This is a genomic window from Nocardia yamanashiensis NBRC 100130, assembly GCF_001613325.1.
Classification (GTDB): domain Bacteria; phylum Actinomycetota; class Actinomycetes; order Mycobacteriales; family Mycobacteriaceae; genus Nocardia; species Nocardia yamanashiensis.
Genome location: NZ_BDCD01000007.1, coordinates 51,165 through 71,346 on the forward strand (window position 1 = coordinate 51,165; position 20,182 = coordinate 71,346).

At 69.1% G+C, this 20,182-nt stretch carries 14 protein-coding genes and 1 pseudogene; 8 read left to right on the plus strand and 7 right to left on the minus strand.

Annotated elements, in window-relative coordinates:
- Positions 1-43: 43 nt before the first annotated feature.
- Positions 44-466 (minus strand): VOC family protein, encoded by a 423-nt coding sequence (locus tag NY1_RS06900; protein WP_067709610.1) that lies wholly within the window; start codon positions 464-466, stop codon positions 44-46.
- Positions 467-699: 233 nt separating this feature from the next.
- Between NY1_RS06900 and NY1_RS06905 the strand changes: the two genes are divergently transcribed.
- From NY1_RS06905 to NY1_RS06920, 4 genes are all read left to right on the plus strand, one after another.
- Positions 700-2,340 (plus strand): TIGR02677 family protein, encoded by a 1,641-nt coding sequence (locus NY1_RS06905; protein ID WP_369690430.1) that lies wholly within the window; start codon positions 700-702, stop codon positions 2,338-2,340.
- Positions 2,340-3,752 carry a TIGR02678 family protein gene (locus tag NY1_RS06910; protein ID WP_067709611.1) on the plus strand — a complete coding sequence of 471 codons (1,413 nt, stop codon included), beginning with the start codon at positions 2,340-2,342 and terminating at the stop codon, positions 3,750-3,752. The genes NY1_RS06905 and NY1_RS06910 overlap by 1 nt, the downstream gene beginning before the upstream one ends.
- Positions 3,752-8,101 (plus strand): SbcC/MukB-like Walker B domain-containing protein, encoded by a 4,350-nt coding sequence (locus tag NY1_RS06915; RefSeq protein ID WP_067709613.1) that lies wholly within the window; start codon positions 3,752-3,754, stop codon positions 8,099-8,101. Before NY1_RS06910 ends, NY1_RS06915 begins: the two co-directional genes overlap by 1 nt.
- A gap of 173 nt (positions 8,102-8,274) precedes the next feature.
- A complete protein-coding gene (locus NY1_RS06920; RefSeq protein ID WP_067709615.1) occupies positions 8,275-9,474 on the plus strand; it encodes a hypothetical protein in 1,200 nt (399 codons plus the stop codon).
- A gap of 212 nt (positions 9,475-9,686) precedes the next feature.
- On the opposite strand, the gene NY1_RS06925 is transcribed toward NY1_RS06920, so the two are convergent.
- From NY1_RS06925 to NY1_RS06950, 6 genes are all read right to left on the minus strand, one after another.
- Positions 9,687-12,695, minus strand: a complete 3,009-nt coding sequence (locus NY1_RS06925; RefSeq protein ID WP_157762088.1) for a tetratricopeptide repeat protein — start codon at positions 12,693-12,695, stop codon at positions 9,687-9,689.
- 53 nt (positions 12,696-12,748) lie between these two features.
- Positions 12,749-12,967 carry a hypothetical protein gene (locus NY1_RS42665; protein WP_157762089.1) on the minus strand — a complete coding sequence of 73 codons (219 nt, stop codon included), beginning with the start codon at positions 12,965-12,967 and terminating at the stop codon, positions 12,749-12,751.
- Between the two features lie 283 nt (positions 12,968-13,250).
- Positions 13,251-14,630, minus strand: coding sequence for a metallophosphoesterase (locus NY1_RS06935; RefSeq protein ID WP_067709620.1), 1,380 nt, complete (start codon positions 14,628-14,630; stop codon positions 13,251-13,253).
- Positions 14,631-14,852: 222 nt separating this feature from the next.
- The gene (locus NY1_RS06940) at positions 14,853-15,233 is read right to left on the minus strand and encodes a group I truncated hemoglobin (RefSeq protein WP_067709621.1); all 381 of its coding nucleotides are present in this window, start codon (positions 15,231-15,233) and stop codon (positions 14,853-14,855) included.
- A gap of 207 nt (positions 15,234-15,440) precedes the next feature.
- Complete coding sequence (locus NY1_RS06945) at positions 15,441-15,953, minus strand: M15 family metallopeptidase (RefSeq protein WP_157762090.1); 513 nt, start codon at positions 15,951-15,953, stop codon at positions 15,441-15,443.
- A 17-nt stretch (positions 15,954-15,970) separates the two neighbouring features.
- Positions 15,971-17,647, minus strand: coding sequence for a fumarate hydratase (locus NY1_RS06950; RefSeq protein WP_169815313.1), 1,677 nt, complete (start codon positions 17,645-17,647; stop codon positions 15,971-15,973).
- Positions 17,648-17,975: 328 nt separating this feature from the next.
- Between NY1_RS06950 and NY1_RS42670 the strand changes: the two genes are divergently transcribed.
- The 4 genes and pseudogenes from NY1_RS42670 to NY1_RS06965 all read left to right on the plus strand — a co-directional run.
- Positions 17,976-18,113: a hypothetical protein gene (locus NY1_RS42670; RefSeq protein ID WP_157762091.1), complete on the plus strand. Its 138-nt coding sequence runs from the start codon at positions 17,976-17,978 to the stop codon at positions 18,111-18,113.
- Between the two features lie 118 nt (positions 18,114-18,231).
- Positions 18,232-18,714 carry a MarR family winged helix-turn-helix transcriptional regulator gene (locus NY1_RS06955; protein WP_084534725.1) on the plus strand — a complete coding sequence of 161 codons (483 nt, stop codon included), beginning with the start codon at positions 18,232-18,234 and terminating at the stop codon, positions 18,712-18,714.
- Between the two features lie 157 nt (positions 18,715-18,871).
- Positions 18,872-19,765: an STAS domain-containing protein gene (locus tag NY1_RS06960; protein WP_067709627.1), complete on the plus strand. Its 894-nt coding sequence runs from the start codon at positions 18,872-18,874 to the stop codon at positions 19,763-19,765.
- Between the two features lie 13 nt (positions 19,766-19,778).
- Positions 19,779-20,135: pseudogene (locus tag NY1_RS06965) on the plus strand (STAS domain-containing protein); the annotation flags it as partial.
- Between the last annotated feature and the right edge of the window lie 47 nt (positions 20,136-20,182).

Genomic DNA, 20,182 nt, shown 5'->3' on the forward strand with positions numbered 1-20,182 from the left:
CCCGGTACATTGCGCGTGTACCGGGTCCCTGCGCGTTCGCGGCTCAGCCCAGCGGCTGGGAGAAGCGCAGGTGGTTGCCCCACGGATCGGCGAAACCGCAGTCGCGCATGCCGTACGGCTGGTCGACGAGCGGCTGCTCGACCGGCACCCCGGCCTCCGACAGGCGCGCGAAAGTGGCATCGACATCCTCGGTGCTGAAGATGAGGGTGCCCATGGCGCGGCTGGCCAGGCGGGCCAGGGCGGCTTCCTTGGCGGCCTCGTTCGGCACCATGTCGGGGCATTCGAGCAGCAGCTCGAGGCCGGGCTGGGCGGCGGGGCCGACGGTCAGCCAGCGGACGTTGCCGAAGAACGGCATGTCCTGGCGGACCTCGAAGCCGACGACGTCGCGGTAGAACTCGAGCGCCTGGTCCTGGTCACCGACCAGGACGGCGACGTGGGTGAGGTTGAGGTCTTTGCCGATGGTCATTGCTGTCCTTCTCTCTTGCGGGGTGGTGCGGAACCGTATCGTCGATACAGACGGGACCGCGTGGCAAAACTAATCGACGGCGCCGACGAATCGGGGTAGCCGAACCGAACGAATCGGGCGGTGGGCGCGCCGACACCCACGGCAATTCGGGACCGGTCGGTGCGCGGTATTAACCTTCTCCGGTGACCGAGTCCGCTGACGGATTGCTGCCCGACCCGAGAGGGGTCGGTGCCGTGGAGTTCGCGCATGCCGACCGGCTCCGGTTGTTCTCCTTCGCCACGGCCGAGAAGCGGGGGGACTACCTGTGGGTTTTGCGTGCTTTCGATACCGCGCGGGCCGCCTACATCGTGTTGCTGCACGCCTCCGACGTGGTCGAGACGCTCAATCGTTGCCCGGGCGCACCGGGATTCACCGCCACCGAGGTGGGGCCGCTGCTCGAGCAGTTGCACCAGTGGGGAGTCCTGGAACGCAGCTATGACGGGACGCGCGCGGCCACGCTGGCCGAGTACCGGAACCGGCATTTCGTGTACCAGTTCTCCCAGGCCGGATATCAGGCATATCGGGCGGTGTCGGATGTGCTGGAGGCGCGGCTGGACGAAGCGTCGCTCTCGCGGCTGGTGCTGCCGGAACTGCTGACCGATCTGCACACGCTCGCCGAAGCCAACCGGACCGGTGACGCGCCGCGCGTGTACCGGCTGCTCAATCGCCTGGATCGGGCGCTGACCGATCTCGCCGAACGCGCGGCCCACTTCTATCTCACCCTCGGCGATCTGGTGCGCACCACCGAGGCGACCCCGGAGGCGTTCCTCGCCCACAAGGACGCGCTGCTCGCGCACATGCGCGAATTCTCGATGGACCTGGCCCGTTTCGCGCCGCGCTTGGCGGGCGCGATCCTCGAGGTCGAGGCCACCGGCGTGGACGACCTCATCGAACGCGCCGCCCGCATCGACGAACGCGTGCTGCTGAATTTCGAAGAGCGCGAAGCGGATTGGCGCGCCCGCTGGTCCGGCCTGCGCGGCTGGTTCCTCGCCGACGGCGAAGGCGGCGTCACCGAATGCGAACGCCTGCGCGAGGCCACCATGAGCGCCATCGCCGCCGTGCTGTCGCTGCTGCGCCGGGTCACCGAAACCCGCAAGGGCGGGGTGAGCCGCGAATCGGCCCTGCGCCACCTGGCCGGCTGGTTCACCGCCGCCCCCTCCGCCGAAGCCGCCCACGCCCTCTTCGACGTCGTCTTCGGTCTCGGCAAACCTCGCCACCTCGCCATGCAGCATCCCGACGCGGACGTCATCCCCGCCATCCGATCCTGGTGGGACGCACCACCTTTGGAGATCGCCCGCACCCTCGCCGAAACCGGCCGGCCCCCGACGCCCGGTGCCCCGGCGCGCCTGCAACGCAATGACGCGAGCATCCGCCGCCTCCGCGAAGCGCAGTTGGACGCCCAGCGCGCCCGCGCCGCCGCGGCACGCTCCCTCGCCGCTTCCGACGTCTACGAACGCGAACTCGACGAGGGCGAGACCGAAGTACTGCTCAAACTGCTCGACGCCGCCTCCACCGCATGGGTCCCGGTCAGCGGCAAGGTCGGCACCACCGGCTCCGACAATGGCGTCACCCTCACCGTGTCCCCGTACGAAGGCTCCACCGCGATCCGCACCTCCCGCGGCCTACTACACCTCAACGGCCGCAAACTCGAGGTCCGCGAAACCGCCGCGCTGCGCAAAAGCAAGGCGGCTCGAGGAGTCTCCGGCCGCGGCCGCACCGGTCGCGACAGCCGCAGTGCGACGAGCGAAGGCGGGGCGATGCCGGAGGTCGGGAGCGGCTCGGCGGCAACGTCCGATACCGCCGCCACGGCTGCCGAGCGAGAGGACGTGGGCTGATGCATGCGCGGTCCGTCGATTCGCTGGCGCTGGACAGTTATCAGCGGGCGGCGCGGGTGGTGCTGGCCAATCATCTGATCACGCGGAGTTATCCGGATCGGATTGCGCTGCCGTTGATTCGGCGGTGGGCGACCGAGTTGCGGGAGGACTTGGCCGAGCTGTTCGGGTATCGGCTGGAAGTGACCGAGACGACGGCGCGACTGTTTCCGGTGCTGGATCAGCTGGAGTCGGGGCGGCCGGCGCGCACGCCCGCCGAGCGGGTGTTCGATCGGCGGCGGTATGCGTATCTGGCGCTGGCCCTCGCCGCGCTGGGTCGGGCGGGCGATCAGATCACGTTGTCGGAGTTGGCCGATCAGGTGGCCGCGTATACCGAGCGGGTGGAGGGGCTCGAGCTCGCGCCGGACCGGGCGGCCGATCGGGATGCGTTCGTGGACGCGGTGGGATGGTTGTCCGCGCGCGGTGCGGTCACTCTCGCCGATGGCGACGCGGGCGGCTGGGCGAGCGATCCCGAAGCGGGAGAGGCGCTCTACGACATCGACCGGGCCGTGGTGTTCGCGCTGTTCCGGCCGCCGCGCGCGGTGCAGCATCTCAACAGCGTGACCGGGCTGCTCGGGGAGGAGGCCGGGGGCGGCGATACCCGCGCTCCCGCACAGGCTCTCGCGGCGCGCAAGGTGCGGCGAGCGCTGGTGGAGCAGCCGGTCGTGTATGCCGACGAACTCGATCCGCCGGGCCGGGAGCTGCTGGCTCAGGAGAAGCTGGTGCGCGAGGTCGAGCTGGTCACCGGGTTGCGGGCGGAACGGCGGGCCGAGGGGGTGGCGTTGATCGACAGTTCGGGGCGGCTGTCGGATGTGCGGTTCCCGAGTACCGGCACGCTCGCGCAGGTGGCGCTGCTGCTGGCCGGCGAGATCGCGGACCTGGTGCTGGATCTGGACAATCCGGTGGCGCGGCGGCCACGGCCGGAGACGCCGTTCACCGATCTGGCCGAGCAGCTCGACAGCGCGATTCCGTTCACCACCGTGTTCGCACCCCTCGCCGATCCGGTGGAAATGTTCGTGCCGGACGAGGATTCCGACGACGAGGACCAGGAACCGGAGATTCCGGACTATCCGTTCGTCGAATCGTCGTGGATCCGCGACACCGTGCAGATGCTCACCGGCCGCTACGGCAATACCTTCTCCGCGCAATGGCAGGCCGACGTGCCGGGGCTGACCGCCGAGGCGGTCGGGCTGCTGGAGCGGCTGCGGCTGGTCGAACCGGTGGACGGCGGGCTGCTGATCCTGCCGGCGCTGGCCCGGTATCGCGGCGCCATCGTCACCATCCGCACGCGCGCGGAAACCGAATTGTTCATCTCGCCTACGCAAGTCGGCACCGAGGACGACACCGCCTCGATCGAGAAGGGATCCCGGAACTGATGTCCGACCTCATTCACGGTGGCGTCCGCTTCGTTCCCACTCGCGCGGGCATCGTCAACCTGTGGGACTACCGCGATCAGGAGTTCTGCTTCGCCGACGGGCGCCTGGTGCTGCGCGGGCCGAACGGGTCCGGCAAGACCAAGGCCCTGGAAGTGCTGTTCCCGTTCGTGTTCGACGGGCGCATCGAACCGCGGCGGTTGAATCCGTTCGCCGGTGAAGAGCGCACCATGAAGTCGAACCTGTTGTACCGCAAGCAGGAATCGGCGTACTCGTACGTGTGGATGGAGTTCGCGCGCGGCGACTGGGCCGAACCGGAGGTCGTGACCATCGGCATCGGCATGCGGGCCACCCGCTCCCAGGACAAGGTGACGCGCTGGTATTTCGTCGCCGACGGGCGGGTGGGCGTGGACTTCTCGCTGCTCGGGCCGGACGATCGGCCGCTGACGCGGAAGCAGCTGGCCGAGCAGATCGGCTCGGACGCCATCGTGGACCGCCCGGTCGAATACCGCGCCGCCATCGACGCCCGCATGTTCGGTCTCGGCCAGCAGCGTTACGACCAGCTCATCAATCTCATCCTCACCCTGCGCCGCCCGCAGCTGGCCAAGAACCTGGACCCGCGCGGCCTGTCGCAGGCGCTGACCGACGGCCTGCGGCCGCTCGACGAGCAACTCATCCTCGATGCCGCCCGCTCCTTCAGCGATATGGAGGAGGTCGGCCGCACCCTCGAGGGCCTGGTCCAGGCCGACAGCGCCACCCGCGCCTTCGTCGGCGTCTACCGCAAATACCTTGCCGTCCAAGCGAAAACCGATATCGACCAGGTCCGCGCCCGCCTCGACGCGGTCACCCACGCCGGCACCGCCCTGCACGCCGCCGCGGCCCTGCGCCAGCGCCGCGACGCCGATCGGGCCGCCGCCGAAACCCGCGCCGAGGACGCCGACCGCGCCTACGAACAGGCCCTCTCCGACCGCGAAACCCTGCAGCGCTCCAGCGCTTACGAAGGCAAACAGCAACTCGACGACCTCGCCGACGCCGTCCGCCGCCTGGAAACCTCTTCCGCCGTCCACCGCGACAAGGCGTTGAAGGCAGGCCAGACCGTCGACCAGCGCGCCGAGGAATCCGAACGCGCCCGCGCCGCCGTCGCCCACGCCGCCTCCGCCCTGGCCCGCGGCGAGGACGAACTGCGTTCCGCCGCCGAGGAAGCCGGCATCAACTGGACCGCCCTCCCCGAACAGGCCCGAGCCGACCACCTCACCACCACCGTCCGCTCCCACGCCGAAGAACGCGACGCCGACGTCCGCGCCGTCCGCCGCGCCCTCACCCTCGTCGATCAGGCCGCCAACGAACGCACCCGAGCCGAACGCGCCGTCCAGCGCGCCGCCGAACTCAAGGACTCCGCCGCCGCCGAACTCGCCGAAGCCGAAGCCTCGGTGGCCCTGGCCCGCTCCAATACCGCCCTCGCCCTCCGCGATTGGTGGGACACCCACCGCGACGTCTACTCCCCCATCCGCACGGGACTGTACGAGGCGATCAGCGACGCCCTCGCCCAGACCGGAACCGAACCCGCCACCGGCGATCTGCCCGCGACGCCCGCCGAGGTGCTGGCCGAGCGGACCGAGCCGCTCACCGAGGAGATTCGTACTCGGCGGCAGGAGGCGCGCACTCGCGCCGCGCAGGCCACCGAGCTGGCCGGTCGACTGCGCGCCGAGCGCGATCGGGTCGCAGCCGAACGGGATGACGCGCCACCGGCTTTCGCGGGCCGGACCGATGTGCGGACCGAGCGGTCCGGTGCGCCGTTGTGGCGGTTGGTGCGGTTCGCCGATCACGTCGAGGCCGGTGCGGCCGCCGGCATCGAAGCGGCTTTGCAGGCGGCGAACCTGCTCGATGCCTGGGTGTGCGCGGAGGACGAGCTGCCCGCGCATGCTTCCGAGCAGTTCCTGGTTCCGCTTCCGGCCGCCGAACGACCGGCCGGTCCGACGCTGGCGGACGTGCTGGTCGTGGAGGACGACACCGACACGCTGACCGTCCCGCGTGACACGGTGGCCGGCGTCCTCGCCTCCATCGCGCTGCATCGCGTCGCCGGGAATGGGACGAAGTCCGCGAAAGCGACAGCTGCACAGCGGGGTTCGGACACGAGCGAATCGACGCTGTCCGGCGGTTCGGCGACGGCAGCCGAGGCGCACGCGGTATCCGGAGCCGAGGCGCAACCGGTGGCCGACGGTGGCGGGGCGGTTGTCTCGGCGGATGGGCGGTATCGGTTCGGGGTGCTGGTGGGGCGGCATTTCAAGGGGGATGCGGAGTTCATCGGGACGACCGCCCGGGCGCGGCGGCGGGAATTGCGGTTGGTGGAGTTGGCCGCGGCCATCTCGACGGCCGAGCAGGACGCGCTGGATGCCGCGAGCGAGGAGCGCACCGCCACCGAGGACCTCGGGCGGATTTCGGCGGCGGCCAAGGCACTGCCGCGGACCACCGCCATCACCGCGGCGCTGCGGATGGTGTCCGAGGCGGCGGGTGTGCTGCGCACCCGGGCCGAGGGGACGGCGCAGGCGGAGCGGGAACTCGATCAGGCTGTCGCCGAATACGCTGCCGCGGACAAGAAGGTGCGCGGGATCGCGGCCGATCACAAGGTGCCCAGGGATCCGGCGGAACTGGACGCATTGGCCGCCGCCGTCCGGCATTTCGAGAACGCGGGCACCGCGCTGCTGCGATTGCGCGGGGACCATCAGCGCGAGCACGAGCGGTCCCGGGAGGCCGGGGATCGGCTCGAGGAGGCCAAGGATCTCGCCGAGGCGTTCGCGGAGGAGGCCGAAGCGGCGCGCTCGGGTTACGAAGAGCAGCAACGGAAGCTGGAGACGCTGCGGGAGGCGCTCGGAGCCGGGGCCGCCGATATCGATCGGGAACTGGAGCTGGCGCGGGAGAAGATCGACGCGGCGCGAGCGGAGCAGAAGGCGGCGCGCAAGGCGGCGCACGAGGCCATCGAGGGGGTCGGTGCCGCCGAGGGCGCGCATCGGGCCGCACACGCGGCGCTGGGGACCGCTTTGACCGAATTGCTGGCGGACGTACGGCATCTCGCGCCGTACGCGCGCCCGGATCTGCTGAGCCTGCTCGGCGCGCCCGCGGACAGCCGGTGGCCGAGCAGCGACGCCGCGTGGTCGACGCCGGAGCAGTTGCTGTACCGGATCGAGAACAGTGATCCGGAGCAGGAGCCGAAGGTGCTCCCCGACGAGGTGGCGGCGCTGTTCGAGAACCTGGCTACCGCAACGGCTTCGGTGCGGGCCGGGGACGCGGCGCGCAAATCGACGCGCAGTGCCGTCACCACCGCTTTGCAGGAATTCGACGCGGCGCTCACCGCGGCCCGCCAGGATTACCGCCTGAATTGGGATGCGGCGGACGGGCTCACCGTGGTGCAGGTGCACGACGATCACGGTTTGTCGTCTTTGGCGGATTTCGCCGAACGCATCAATGCCGCGCGCCGCGATCAGGAACTGCTGCTCACCGACGCCGAACGCCGCATCCTGGAAGACGCCCTGCTCACCGGGCTCGCCCAGCAGATTCACGAACGCACTTCCGACGCACGCGATCTCATCTCCCGAATGGGCGCGGAGATGAAACAGCGGCGCATGTCCTCGGGCAATACGATCGGCGTGCACTGGGTGCTGGCCGACAATCTCCCCGAGGCCGCGCGCGCGGTGTGCAAGCTCCTCGACCGCGACTCCGCCGACCTCACCCCGGACGATTTGTCGGCTATTCGCGCACATTTCGCCGCCGAGATCCGTTCGGCCCGCGCGGCGCATCCGGAACGCTCGTATCCGGAGATTCTGGCTACCACCCTGGATTACCGTACGTGGCGGGTGTTCTCGTTCACCATTGTCACCGCGGACGGCTCCGAGGACCGGCTCACCGTCGCCCGGCACTCCACGCTGTCCGGCGGCGAACAGTCGGTGTCGCTGCACCTGCCGCTCTTCGCCGCCGCGCACGTGATGCTGGATTCGGCCGATCCGCAGGCCCCGCGCCTGCTCGCGCTCGACGAGGCGTTCGCCGGCGTCGATGACAACGGACGAAGCGAACTTCTCGGTCTCTCCGTGCAATTCGACCTGGATCTGTTCATGACCGGCTACGACCTGTGGATCACCTACCCGCACGTACCGGCCTGCGCGCACTACGATCTGGCGCACTCGGCGGCCGAGAACACCGTCAGCGCAACGCTGCTGGTGTGGGATTCCGACGATTTGCTGGCCGAGCACGACGGGTCCGATTTGACGGCTGCTCTGGGTTCGCCGAACCGTCGCCGCCTGCCGCACGGCCTGGAGGGTGCAATGCCCCTGGACACCGAGCTGGTACCCACGTCGTAAACGGGTCGCGCGACGGCACATTCAGCGTGTCGGAGCGCGGCGCGCCGTAAGGATTGGACCATTGGCAAATCAACAGTTTCGCCAATGGCGGTTCATCGACTAAAAATATCTCCCGTGCCACTCCCTACCGGAATCACCTGTCAGCCATCGACGCTCCGCGTGCAGGAGGCCCGATGACGATCGAACAGCCGCGCGAGGACGAGGTCACCCAGCTGGCTCGACGGGTAGAGAAAGCCCGTGGGCGGCTGGCCTACCAATACGATCCCGCTCTCACCGACGCGCTGTCGGAGAACGAGCTCGTCGCGGAGCGCGAGCTAGCCGAGCGCATACGCGAGCAGGAACGTGCTCAACGCTGGAAGCAGGCCGAGGCGGCGGCCGGTGCTGCCGACCGGGCTCGGCAGACCACCGAAGAAATCGAGAAGGCCGACATTCGCGATTTGCTGCTCGCCCGCAAGGCGATCGCCGCCCAGCGGCGTGAATCCAGCCCGCACGCCAAACTGGCGTCGCTGTACAAACACCGGGCCTGGAGCCAGCGCGCGCTCGCCGGTGTGGTCGCGGCCGGCATGCTCTGGTCCGCGGTCAACGTGCAGCACAATATCGCTCCCGGCGGTCCGAGCGATCCCCTCTACTGGTTCAGCTATCTGCTCGAAGGCATGATCTCGGTCTGCCTCGTGATCATCATGATCGGCACCAACAAGGTCGCCGAATGGGGTGTGATCGACAGCCGCCGCCAGGTCGTGGTCGCCGAGATGGCGCTGCTGAGCCTGACCGTCATCCTCAACACGTATCCGTATCTGCGCGACGGCAGCTGGTACGACGTGGCCGTGCACGCCATCGCCCCGGTGATGATCGGCGTCGCGCTGCTCATCCACAATGCCGCGGCCTCGCGCTACGGTCTCGCCATCGTGCGCGCGACCGACCAGATCCGGGACTTACCGGATCCGGGTGAGCAGATCCGGCGCTCGGTGAACACCATGGTGTCCTGGCCCAGCCGCCCCACGCCGCCCCAGGCACCAGTCCCTACGCCGGCCCTGACGGCGGGCACCGGTGACTCCGAAAAGGCCGTCAAGGACGAACCCGCGGTAGTGGACGCCGACGAACCCATCGTCAAGACCACCCCCAAGGAAACCGTCAAACCCGCCGAAAAAGACACTCGCACTTCGGCGACCGGCAAGTCTCGCCCGTCCGCGGACGACGAGAAGTCACCCCTGGCGGATCTGACCGATCCGGGCCCGCCGCTGAATGTCTACGACACCGGCCAGTTCCGGATCGCGGAAACCCTCGAACAGGAACTCGCCGAACTGCAGGCGGCCCGCCGCCGCGCCCGCGCCGCCTCGCGCTCGCGCAACGGTTCCGGCATCCTCGACGACTGATTCCGACGAATCCGGCAGGGCGGCAGTAGCACCCGCGCCGCGGTCTCGGTGCCCCGACAGCACCGAGGCCGCGGCGATCCCCTCCGCCACCGCGGCCTCGTGATCGAAACGTTAGGCCCGGCGCCGGTCTCCCGGTCCGTCAGACGGCGCCGCGACGGGCATCGGTCGTGGTCACGGGCTCGAGCGGGTTTTCCGGACCGGAACCGGAACCCTCATTCCGGGGATTCGGAACGCGGATCGGCAAGCGAGTCGAGAAGGGTCGCGGCCGAATCGGTTTCGGCCATCTCCAGGCGGCGATAGCGCTCGACCGCGCCGCGCAGCGCCGTCACGGCGCCGGCGCGATCCCCCGACGCCGCCCGGCAGCGTCCGATGCCGTCCAGCGCGGCGGCTTCCCAGAGCACGTTGCCGATCACCCGCGCCAGCTCCAGGGCTTCCTCGTGCAGCGCCAGACCAGCTTCCGGATCGCCCGCCAGGCGCCGCACGGCCCCCAGACGATTCAAGGTCTCGGTGACGCCGGAAAAGTGCCTGAGTTCGCGATAGGAGGCGAGTGCGGCCCGCAGCAGTTCCTCGGCGGCCGCCGCGTCCGCCGGCTGCCGCACCCAGCCCAGGTTCGCGAGCGAATCGGCCACGCCCACCCGGTTTCCGGTGATCCGGTAGGTCTCGAGGGCCTCGGTGATCGCGGCGACGGCGCACTCCGCTTCGCCGGCGCGCGCCCGGACCCGGCCCACGATATTGAGGGCCGACGCCACCCCATCCGAATTGTCCAGTTCCCGGTAGATGGCCTGCGCGCGTTCGGCTTCCGCGAGCGCGCCCTCGTGCCGCCCGCGCACGTACTCGCAGTAGGCGAGATGGGCGGAGGTGAACGCCTCCCCGGACCGATTCCCGGCCGCGCGGAACAGGGTCCGGGCTTCCCGCAGCAGTTCGATCCCCGCGAGGTAGTCGCCGTCCAGGTGCTGTGCCCAGGCCAGGGCGCTCACATTGACCGCCGCCGCGCCCGGCTGCCCGAGCGCGCGATTGAGCCGCGCGGCCTCCCGCAGCATGTCGTGGGCGGACCCGCGATCCCCGGTCAGCAGCCGAATCCAGGACAAACCGTTGAGCACCACGGCGATTCCCTCCTGGTCGCCGATCTCCCGCTGCAATGCCAGCGCTTGCTCCAGCGCCTCGGCCGCGCCCGCGTAGTCGCCCTGCAGATGCCGCGCCCAGCCGAGATCGCTCAGCGCCCGGCCTTCCCGATGGCGGTCGCCCAGCGCCCGGTACCGCGCCAGGACGTCGGTGAGCAGCCGCTCCCCCGTGGCGAATTCGCCGTCCAGCAGCCACAGCGCCGCGCGCAGCTGTTCGGCCGCCGCGGTGAGTTCGGGTTCGGCCGTGTGGACGGCGAGCGCGTCCCCGAGCAGTTCGGCGACCACGCCGTAGTCGTCGGCCAGATACGCCACGGCCCCCAGGTCCTTCAGGGCGAACGCCTCGGATCCGCGCGGGTCGATGCTGTCGGCGGCGACCGCCATCCGGCGCTGCACCGCCATCGCGTGCGACCGCCAGTTGCCGTGCAGATACAGTTCGGCGACAAGCGCTTTCGCCATCGCCATCGCCTGGGACAGCGGCCCGGCCACCGCGGCGTGGCGCAGGCAGGCGAGCATGTTCGCCCGCTCCACGCGCAGCCACGAGGACGCCGAGCGGAAGCTGGCGAAGTGCGGCTGCGCGGGGGCCGCGTCCGGCGTCCGCGCCGGCGGGCGCGCGGCTGCCGAGCGCGTCCGGGCGCCCGGGCCGGTGTCGGGATGGCTCGCGGTCCCGGTGTGCCGGGTTTGTGTGGCCGCGTGCGCGGTGTGCAGGTAGTAGGCGAGGACCCGGGCGCCCGCGCCGGCTCGCTCGGCCGGATCCTCGAGCAGGCCCTGCGCGTATTCGCGCAGCAGATCGTGCAGCCGGTAGCGGCCGGGTGCGGTCTCGTCGATCAGATGCTCGACGTACAGCTCCTCCAAGGCTTTCCGCGCCTCGTCCACCGTGGTGTCGTCCAGCGCCGCGACGGCGTACCGGTCGAAATCCGGCCCGGGGTGCGCGCCCAGCCGCCGGAACAGGCGGCGGCGGTCGGCGCTCAGCAGTCCGTAGGAGGTGGTGAAGGCGGCGCGCACGGCCCGCGGACCGGCTTCGAGTTCGGCCAGCCGGTCGTGTGCGCGCCGGAATTCGGCGGCCAGGTCCGCGACGCTCCAGCGCGGGCGATGGGCCAGCCGTCCGGCCAGCAGCACGATCGCCAGCGGCAGATAACCGCACAGGTGCACGATCTCGGCTGCGCCGGAAGTGTTCTCGGAGGTCGCGGGCCGATCGGCCAAGCGGCAGAACAGCTCCACGGCGGCATCGCGCTCGAGGGGGTCCAGGGTGATCGGGGCGGCGCCGTCGAGGGCGAGCAGCCGGCGGCGGCTGGTGATCAGCGTCAGGCAGCCCTCGGCCGCGGGCAGCAGTTCCTCGATCTGTGCGTGATCGCGAGCGTCGTCCAGAACCAGCAGGATCCGCTTGCCGTTGACCCGGTCGCGCCATAGATCACGGCGCGCGGCAAGCGTTTCCGGCAGATTGCGCGGATCCACGCCCACATCGGTGAGCAGCGTGCCGAGCACGTCCGCCGGGTCGGCCGGATCCCGCCCCGGCGTGTGTGCGTTCAGCTCCACGAAATACCGCCCGTCCGGGAACCGGCTCGCCAGCAGATGCGCGGCCCGCGTCACCAGCGCCGTCTTCCCGACCCCCGCCATCCCGTCCACGGTGTGAATGTTCACCACCCGCCGCGCCCCGGCCGCGTCCACGATCCGCCGCAGTTCCGCCTCGCGCCCGACGATGGTCCCCACATCCCGGCGCAGCGCATTGACCACGACCGGCATCCGCCGCAGCGTCGGTTCCCGCTGCGCCGCACTCCACACCCGCTCCCATTCGACCAGGTCCACCAGCTCCGCCCCCGCGCCGTCGGCCCGCATCCGAGTCAGCTCGAACAACGTCAACAGCACCGGAACCAGCGTGTCGAAGCGCGAGGGCACATTCCGCCCACTGCGCCAATCGCTCACCCGCTGAACGGTTCCCGACCCCCGCTCCCCCAGCGGCCGCGCCGCCCGCATCCGTTCCTCCGCGGCCCGCGCCACCCGCTGCAACGTCGGATTCCCCGCCGCCTGGAACAATTCGGTCAACCGTGCCGCGAACACCAACCGAGCCGGCGCCCCCGACTCGGCCTCTACCTCGAACCTCACCCCAAGATCTTCTCCCGAGCGCGCAACCCCGCCCACCCGACCCCGCTGCGACCTCAGTGACCGCCGGGGTGCGCCGTCTCCGCGGGGACGACGACGGCCGGGCGGGGCTGGTCCGGGCTGCCGAAGTGCTGGGCGTAGCCGAGCCAGCCGGTGCCGACGAAGACGGCGAGGAGGACGGCGGTGGGGAGTTCGAGGAGCATCCAGGCGATCGAGTAGGACGGGTCCTGGGGGGCGGGGCGGGCGATGCGAACGGGCGGGCGTTGGTGGCCCATATTGCTGAACCTCGATCGTTGCTGCCTGCCTTGCCTGCCCACCCATGCCTCCATAGCTAGAAATGTGCCACGATCAAGGATGCCGAACTGGCAACACGCGCACAGCGGCGAATGGGCGGACATCGAGATGTCCGGTGCCATCCGGATTTTCGTGTGGTGCGATGTGCGTGGCGGCCGGAGCGTCCGGCGGTGCGGCTGCGGCCGGACCGGGTACAAAGTATGCACAAAGTGCGTGGTTACGGGGGCACAATCATCGGACATTCCGGCGGACACGCCCGAATTGTCAGCAACCGGTCAGGCCGGAGAAGTCGCGCGGTACAACGTGATTGCGGTCGGTGCAGCTGCCGAGGGCGTGGTCGGGGTGCAGGCCGAGGTATTGGTTGCGGGTGCGGGTGCTCCAGCGGCGGGCGGCGGCGGAGCGGGTCTTGTAGAAGTTGATCATGTAGCCCCCCTCGTAGACGCGCAGCAGGGTGTAGCCGCCGGGGTATTCCTTGACCGCGGCGACCTCGAGGAATTCCACGTTCACCTGGGAATCGGCGCGGGTCACCCGGTTTCGATGGGTGTGGCCGCTGTGGTGCAGGAACACGCCGGGCGATGCGCGGTAGATCTCGTGCAGCGCGGCGGCATTGGGGCGGTCCAGTACGAATCCGGGTCCGCCCGGATTGCTCACGGCCGCATGCCTGGTCACCGGGTGATGTCCGAAAACCAGTGTCGGGCGGTCCGGGTCGGCGGCCAGCAGCTCGCGTAGCCGGTCCAGTTGCGCGGCGTCCAGGGTTCCGCCCGAACCCCGCAGGCGGGTGGTGTCCAGGCCGATGAGTCGCATTCCGCCGACGAAGTATTCGACCAGCTGCCGATGCGGGTGGAACACCGCGCCGAAGTGATCGGCCTCGCCCTTGGGCGGCATATCGTGATTTCCCCGGCAGACGAAGTAGTCCCGGCCGTGCACGCCCCAAGTATCGAGATGCGCTCGCACCGCACAGGTCTGCTCCCGCGTCCCGGAATCGGTCAAATCACCTGCCACCACAAGGTGATCCGCGTCCCGGTCCGCTCCGCGTAGCTCGTCCAGCACGGCCTGGAACATGAACTCCGGATAGTGGGCGGTGGCATGCCGCAAGCCCTCCACCAGCCCGGAAACCAGCAGCCCACTGCTGTCTTCACCGAAGTGCAGGTCGTTGGCCAGCGCGAAAGTGCGCAGCAAGCGTCCCGGCGGCGGCGTCAAGGTGCGGAAAACACCGGTGGATTCCGGGGTTCCGGCGCGCCGGGTGACCAGGGTGCGCGCCGACCGTGCCCGGTTCCCGTCCGAGTACGCCTCGAACCGGTACTCCCGCCCCGGCTCCAGCCCATCGATCTCGACCCAGTGGAACGGTGTGCGCTGCGCATCGAAATGCCTGACGCGCAGCACCCCGTCGACCGGCCCCACCCGCACCTCGGTATCGGCCCCTATCGGCCGTAATCGCCCCGCCCGATTTCGCGTCCGGGTGGTCCACGTCAAAATCACCGACCGGTCGGTAATCGTCACGACCTCCAGATCGGACGCCACCACCGCATCCCGCCGTACCCGCCCCGACTCCCCCATCAGCACCGGTCCGGGCACCCGCACCGCCACCGCCGCGGCCCCCGACGCCGCATTGGCCAGCCACATCGTTCGAAGAATCGGGTCCATGGTGGCTCTCCCTCCGCCGTCCGGCCGCCACCGGAACGCTACGGACCCCAGTTGAACGCCCGCCCGCACCGACATGACCGGTCAGCTTCCGGCACCGGACATTTCACCCCGGGTGCGACGGCGACCGATGAACGCGGAGCGGGTTTCCGAGTGCCCCCGGCGCATCCGGAAACCCGCTCGCGAACGCTGGACGATCCCCTCGCACCGCCCAGAGTCGTGCGCTCACACCGCGACGCGGTGCAGCGGTTCGCGCGACACGATGTTCCCCGACAGCGCCGCCACCACGGTCAGGACGCGGGCGCGCATATCGGGGCGGACGCCGGCGGCGTCCAGAGCATCGCCGAGATGTGTTGCGGTGCGCTCGAAATGGTCGCGGGTGATGCCGCGCGTGTGGTGCACGCGGTGCAGCGGCAAACCCGTGTAGGCGATCGGGCCGCCCAGGACGGCGGCGAAGAACTCGACTTGCAGACGCTTCATCCGCGAGATGTCGGTGCGGATGAAGTAGGCCGCCAGGTCGGGCTCGGCCAGCACCCGGCGGTAGAAATCGTCGACCACGGCCGTGAGTGCGGGGTGGCCGCCGATCTGGTCGTAGATACTCGTCATCGTCTCCCTCTCGTGCGGGGTACCGGGTGAGACGATCGAAAGGGTGTGTGTCTCAGCCCGATACGGTGACCACGCTAGGGAGCGCGGAGTTCCGGAGGCAGGAGGATTCCGGGTCCGGACGGCATAACACCAGGTCAGCGGGTCGTGCCGGTTTTCCGGACCGGAAGCGGAGCACGCGGGGCGGCATCCGGACCGGACGCCGGAAGGTCAGCGCGCGCTGGCGTCGGGCAGGCGCGCGGGGCAGGGCACGCCGGGGACGGTGGCCAACTCGAAATGCCACCATTCGTTGTCGAACGTGCGGCACAGCCCCCAGCGGCTGCCGTTGTCCTCGAGCCATTGCGCGCCTTCGCGCGGGCCGACGTCGATGGCCTGACCGGAGACGTGGGTGGACTCCTCCGGCGGCAGCACCCAGCGGCGGGCGGCCTCGGGACTGCCGTAGGTGCGAATCCCGTCCTCCCACAACCACTGTTGCTGACCAGGCGTCCGGTATCCGGAGGTGATGGAGAGCGTGACGCCCTGCGCCGCGGCCTCGGCGGCGGCGCGGTCGTAGGCGGTGGCCAGCAGCGGATCCAGGCCCTCGGTATCGCCGGAAACGGCGGTGGCCGAGGGCAATTCGCCCGCCCGGGCGGCCGGTACGGCCTGCGCCGCGGGCAGTACACCGCCGACCAGACCCGCTCCGGCCAGTACGGCTCCCGCAACTACCCGGCGGTGCACCCGCATTCGTCGCCTCCTACGGCTCAGACTCGTTCCTTGGACCGGGTGCGCACGCGCAACGCGATCGGCTTCTGGGTTTCGGCGAAGAAGTCGTTGCCCTTGTCGTCGACGACGATGAACGCCGGGAAGTCCTCGACCTCGATCTTCCACACCGCTTCCATGCCGAGCTCAGGGTATTCCAGAACCTCGACGGATTTGATGCAGTCCAGCGCCAGTCGCGCGGCGGGGCCGCCGATGGAACCGAGATAGAAGCCGCCGTGCTCCTGGCACGCCTTGGTGACCTGGGCGGACCGATTGCCCTTGGCCAGCATGACGTAGGAGCCGCCCGCGGCCTGGAACTCGTTCACGTAGGAGTCCATGCGGCCGGCGGTGGTCGGGCCGAAGGAACCGGAGGCGTAACCGTCGGGGGTCTTGGCCGGACCCGCGTAGTAGACGGCCATATCGCGCATGTACTCGGGCATGGGCTCGCCCGCGTCGAGGCGTTCCTTGATCTTGGCGTGCGCGATGTCGCGGGCCACCACCAGCGGGCCGCTCAGCGAAAGCCGGGTCTTCACCGGGTATTTCGACAGTTCGGCGCGGATCTCGGACATGGGGCGGTTCAGGTCGATACGGACCACGTCGCCGCCGAGGATCTCGTCGGTCTGCTCCGGCAGGTACTGGGCGGGCTCGCGCTCGAGCTGCTCCAGGAACACGCCCTCGGCGGTGATCTTGGCGCGCGCCTGGCGATCCGCCGAGCAGGACACCGCGATGGCCACCGGCAGCGAGGCGCCGTGCCGCGGCAGGCGGATCACGCGCACGTCGTGGCAGAAGTACTTGCCGCCGAACTGCGCGCCGATGCCGAACTCCTGGGTCAGCTTGAAGACCTGCTCCTCGAGCTCCAGATCGCGGAACCCGTGGGCGGCCATCGACCCCTCGGTGGGCATATTGTCCAGGTAGTGCGCGGAGGCGTACTTGGCCGTCTTCAAAGCGAATTCGGCGCTGGTGCCGCCGATGACCACGGCCAGGTGGTACGGCGGGCAGGCCGCGGTGCCGAGCGAGCGGATCTTCTCGTCCAGGAACTCCAGCAGCCGATCCGGGTTCAGGATCGCCTTGGTCTCCTGGTAGAGGAAGGACTTGTTGGCCGAGCCGCCGCCCTTGGCCATGAACAGGAACTTGTACGCCGGATGGGTGGGATCGCCCGCGTCCGAATACAACTCGACCTGCGCGGGCAGATTGCTCCCGGTGTTCTTCTCGTCCCACATGGTGATGGGCGCCAGCTGCGAGTACCGCAGGTTCAGCTTGGTGTAGGCGTCGAACACGCCGCGCGAAATCCACTCCGCGTCATCGGCTCCGGTGAGCACGCCCTCGGACTTCTTACCCATCACGATGGCGGTGCCGGTGTCCTGGCACATGGGCAGGATCCCGCCCGCGCTGATGTTCACGTTCTTCAGCAGATCCAGCGCCACGAACCGGTCGTTGCCGCTGGACTCCGGATCGTCGATGATCTTCCGCAGCTGCGACAGATGCGCCGGCCGCAGGTAATGGCTGATGTCGTGCATCGCCTCCGCGGTCAGCATCCGCAGCACCTCGGGCTCGACCTGCAGGAAGCTCCGCCCACCCGCCTCGAACGTGCTCACACCCTCGGTGGTGAGCAACCGATACGGGGTGTCGTCGACACCGATCGGCAACAGATCCGAGTACAGGAAATCAGGCGCGCTCACGCGAATCGCACTCCTCGAGCAGGGCTGGGGGCTGTCAGCCAACGGTTCAAGCAGAGTGACTCTATCCACCGCCCCCACCCACCCCGCCCTCACCCCCGCACCGCGTGCCCCCGGTCACACCCGCCCTCCCCCACCCCGCCACCACCGCCCGTCCCAACCCCGTATGCAATTGCATTTGCACACACAAGGTTTGCTGAGAACCACTCCGAGGTAGCCGGAAAGCGTGTCAAACTCGGCGTGTGGCAGTAGTTCACAGCCCGGCAAATCACCCAGCAACCCCCAGCCCAGGCCTGCACTACGACTCGGACGGCGCATCGACGGAGAATCGTTGCGGCACAGGAAGATCGAGCATCCGATCGCTTTGCCCGCGGAATTGCCGCGGTCGCGAGAGCAGACCTCCGCCGCCCTGGCGGCGCGGGCGGCGGCGCCGCGGGAGACGGGTGATCGGCTCAGTGCGCTGCGCTGATTCGCTGGTTGCGAACAGGTACAGGTTGCACCTTCAACCGGGGCGGTGTTACCTGTCAGGATGCGTTTGTCTGCGGCGGGGAGGCTTTAGCATGGCATCAGAGACCGGGAGTGGAATCGTGACCGAGACCCGTTGGCTCGATGATGTCGAGATGCGCGCGTGGCTGGGGTATGTGTTCACGCGGGATCTGATCGCGGCGGCGGTGGGGCGGGACTCGTTGCGGGAGTCCAATCTGACTTATGTGGAGTACACGGTGCTGGCGCGGCTGGCGGATGCGCCGGATCATCGGCGGAGCTTCGCGGAATTGGCGGGGGTGCTGGAGTGGTCGCAGAGCCGGCTTTCGCATCAGATCACCCGGATGGAGAAACGCGGACTGGTTGCCAGGGAGTCGATTCCCGATGACGCGCGGCGGACCGCGGCGGTGCTGACGGCCAAGGGGGCGCAGGTGCTGGACGGGGCGGCGCCGTCACATGTGGACAGTGTGCGGCGTCACATGGTGGACGTGCTCGACCGAGGTCAGCTGGCCGCGCTGGCCGATATCTACGACACGCTGCTGGCCCATCATCGAAGACCGGCGACCGGGAACGATCATTCTTCCTAGCGAGATACTCGCTGTTTGGTTTGGCACACACCGGGTACTGGGTAAGACTAGGCTCGGCACCGGCTTCCGACGGCGGTCGGCACCGAGCGCACGGCCGGCAACCCGGCCACCGTTGTGAGCATCCGACCTGGCCTTAGCGAAAGGGGCAGGAATTTCCATGTCCGACGTGTCCATCGGCCTCTCGCCGGATTCACTGCCGGCGAGTTCCGTCGAGAATCTGCTTCCGCAGCTGGTCGAGCACCTGCGGCAGAACCGCACCGAACTGCGTGAAGAGTGGGCGCGTCGCATTACCGATGCCCAGCTGTTGACCGCCATGACCCCGGAGGAAATCTTCTCCGAGGCCACCTCGGTCTACGACAACTACGTCGAGGTACTCGAGACCGGTAGCGTCGAAGCGCTGCAGGCCTACGCGCGCGACCTGTCCGAGCGCATCATTCCGCGAGGCGTCGAGACGGACGAAGTCGTCGGCATCGTGCTGCTGCTGCGAGATGTGCTGGCGCGCAGCTTGTTCGAGAAGTACCAATCTGACTTCGAATTGCTCAAGCGCGTGCTGGACGCCTACGAGCCCGCCGCCAACCGCATCGCCAACACCGTGGCCGTGTCCTTCGTGCAGGAACGCGAACGCGTCATCCGCCAGCAGCAGGAAGCCATTCGCGAACTCTCCACCCCCGTGCTCCAGGTTCGCGAACAGCTGCTCATCCTCCCCATCATCGGCGTGCTGGACTCGCAACGCGCCCGCCAGCTCACCGAACAGCTGCTACGCGCCATCCGCGCCAATCGCGCCAAGGTCGTCGTCATCGACATCACCGGTGTGCCCGCCATCGACTCCACGGTGGCCAACCACCTGGTGCAGACCGTGGACGCCTCCGGCCTGATGGGCGCCAACGTCATCATCACCGGCCTGTCCTCGGAGATCGCCCTCACCCTGGTCACCATCGGTCTCGACCTGTCCAAGATGAACGCGGTCGGCGACCTGCAGGGTGGTATCGAAGAAGCGGAGCGGCTGCTCGGTTACGAGGTTTCTCGTGTGACCGATCGCGACGGACGGTAACCGGGGCTCCCCCATGCCGGTACCCATTCTGAAGCAGGGCACCTATCTCATCGCGTCGGTGCAGAGCGCACTCACCGACGCCGATACCGAACGCTTGCAGGACGACTTGATGAAGTACGTCAGCAAGTATCGAGCACAGGGCATCATCGTCGATGTCACCGCAATCGACGTAATGGACTCCTTCGCGGCCAGATCGCTGCGTACCATCGCCCACATGACCAAGCTGCGCGGCGCGGAAACGGTCATCGTCGGACTGCAGCCCGAAGTCGCTTTCGCCATGGTGCAATTGGGCTTGACCTTCGAGGGCATGCACACCGCGCTCGACCTCGAGGAAGGGCTCGCCTGGCTGAACACCAAGGTGGCCAGCCGAACTCAGCCGGTGAGCGCGCGGGCGCAACAGCAGGCCAACCGCTCGCA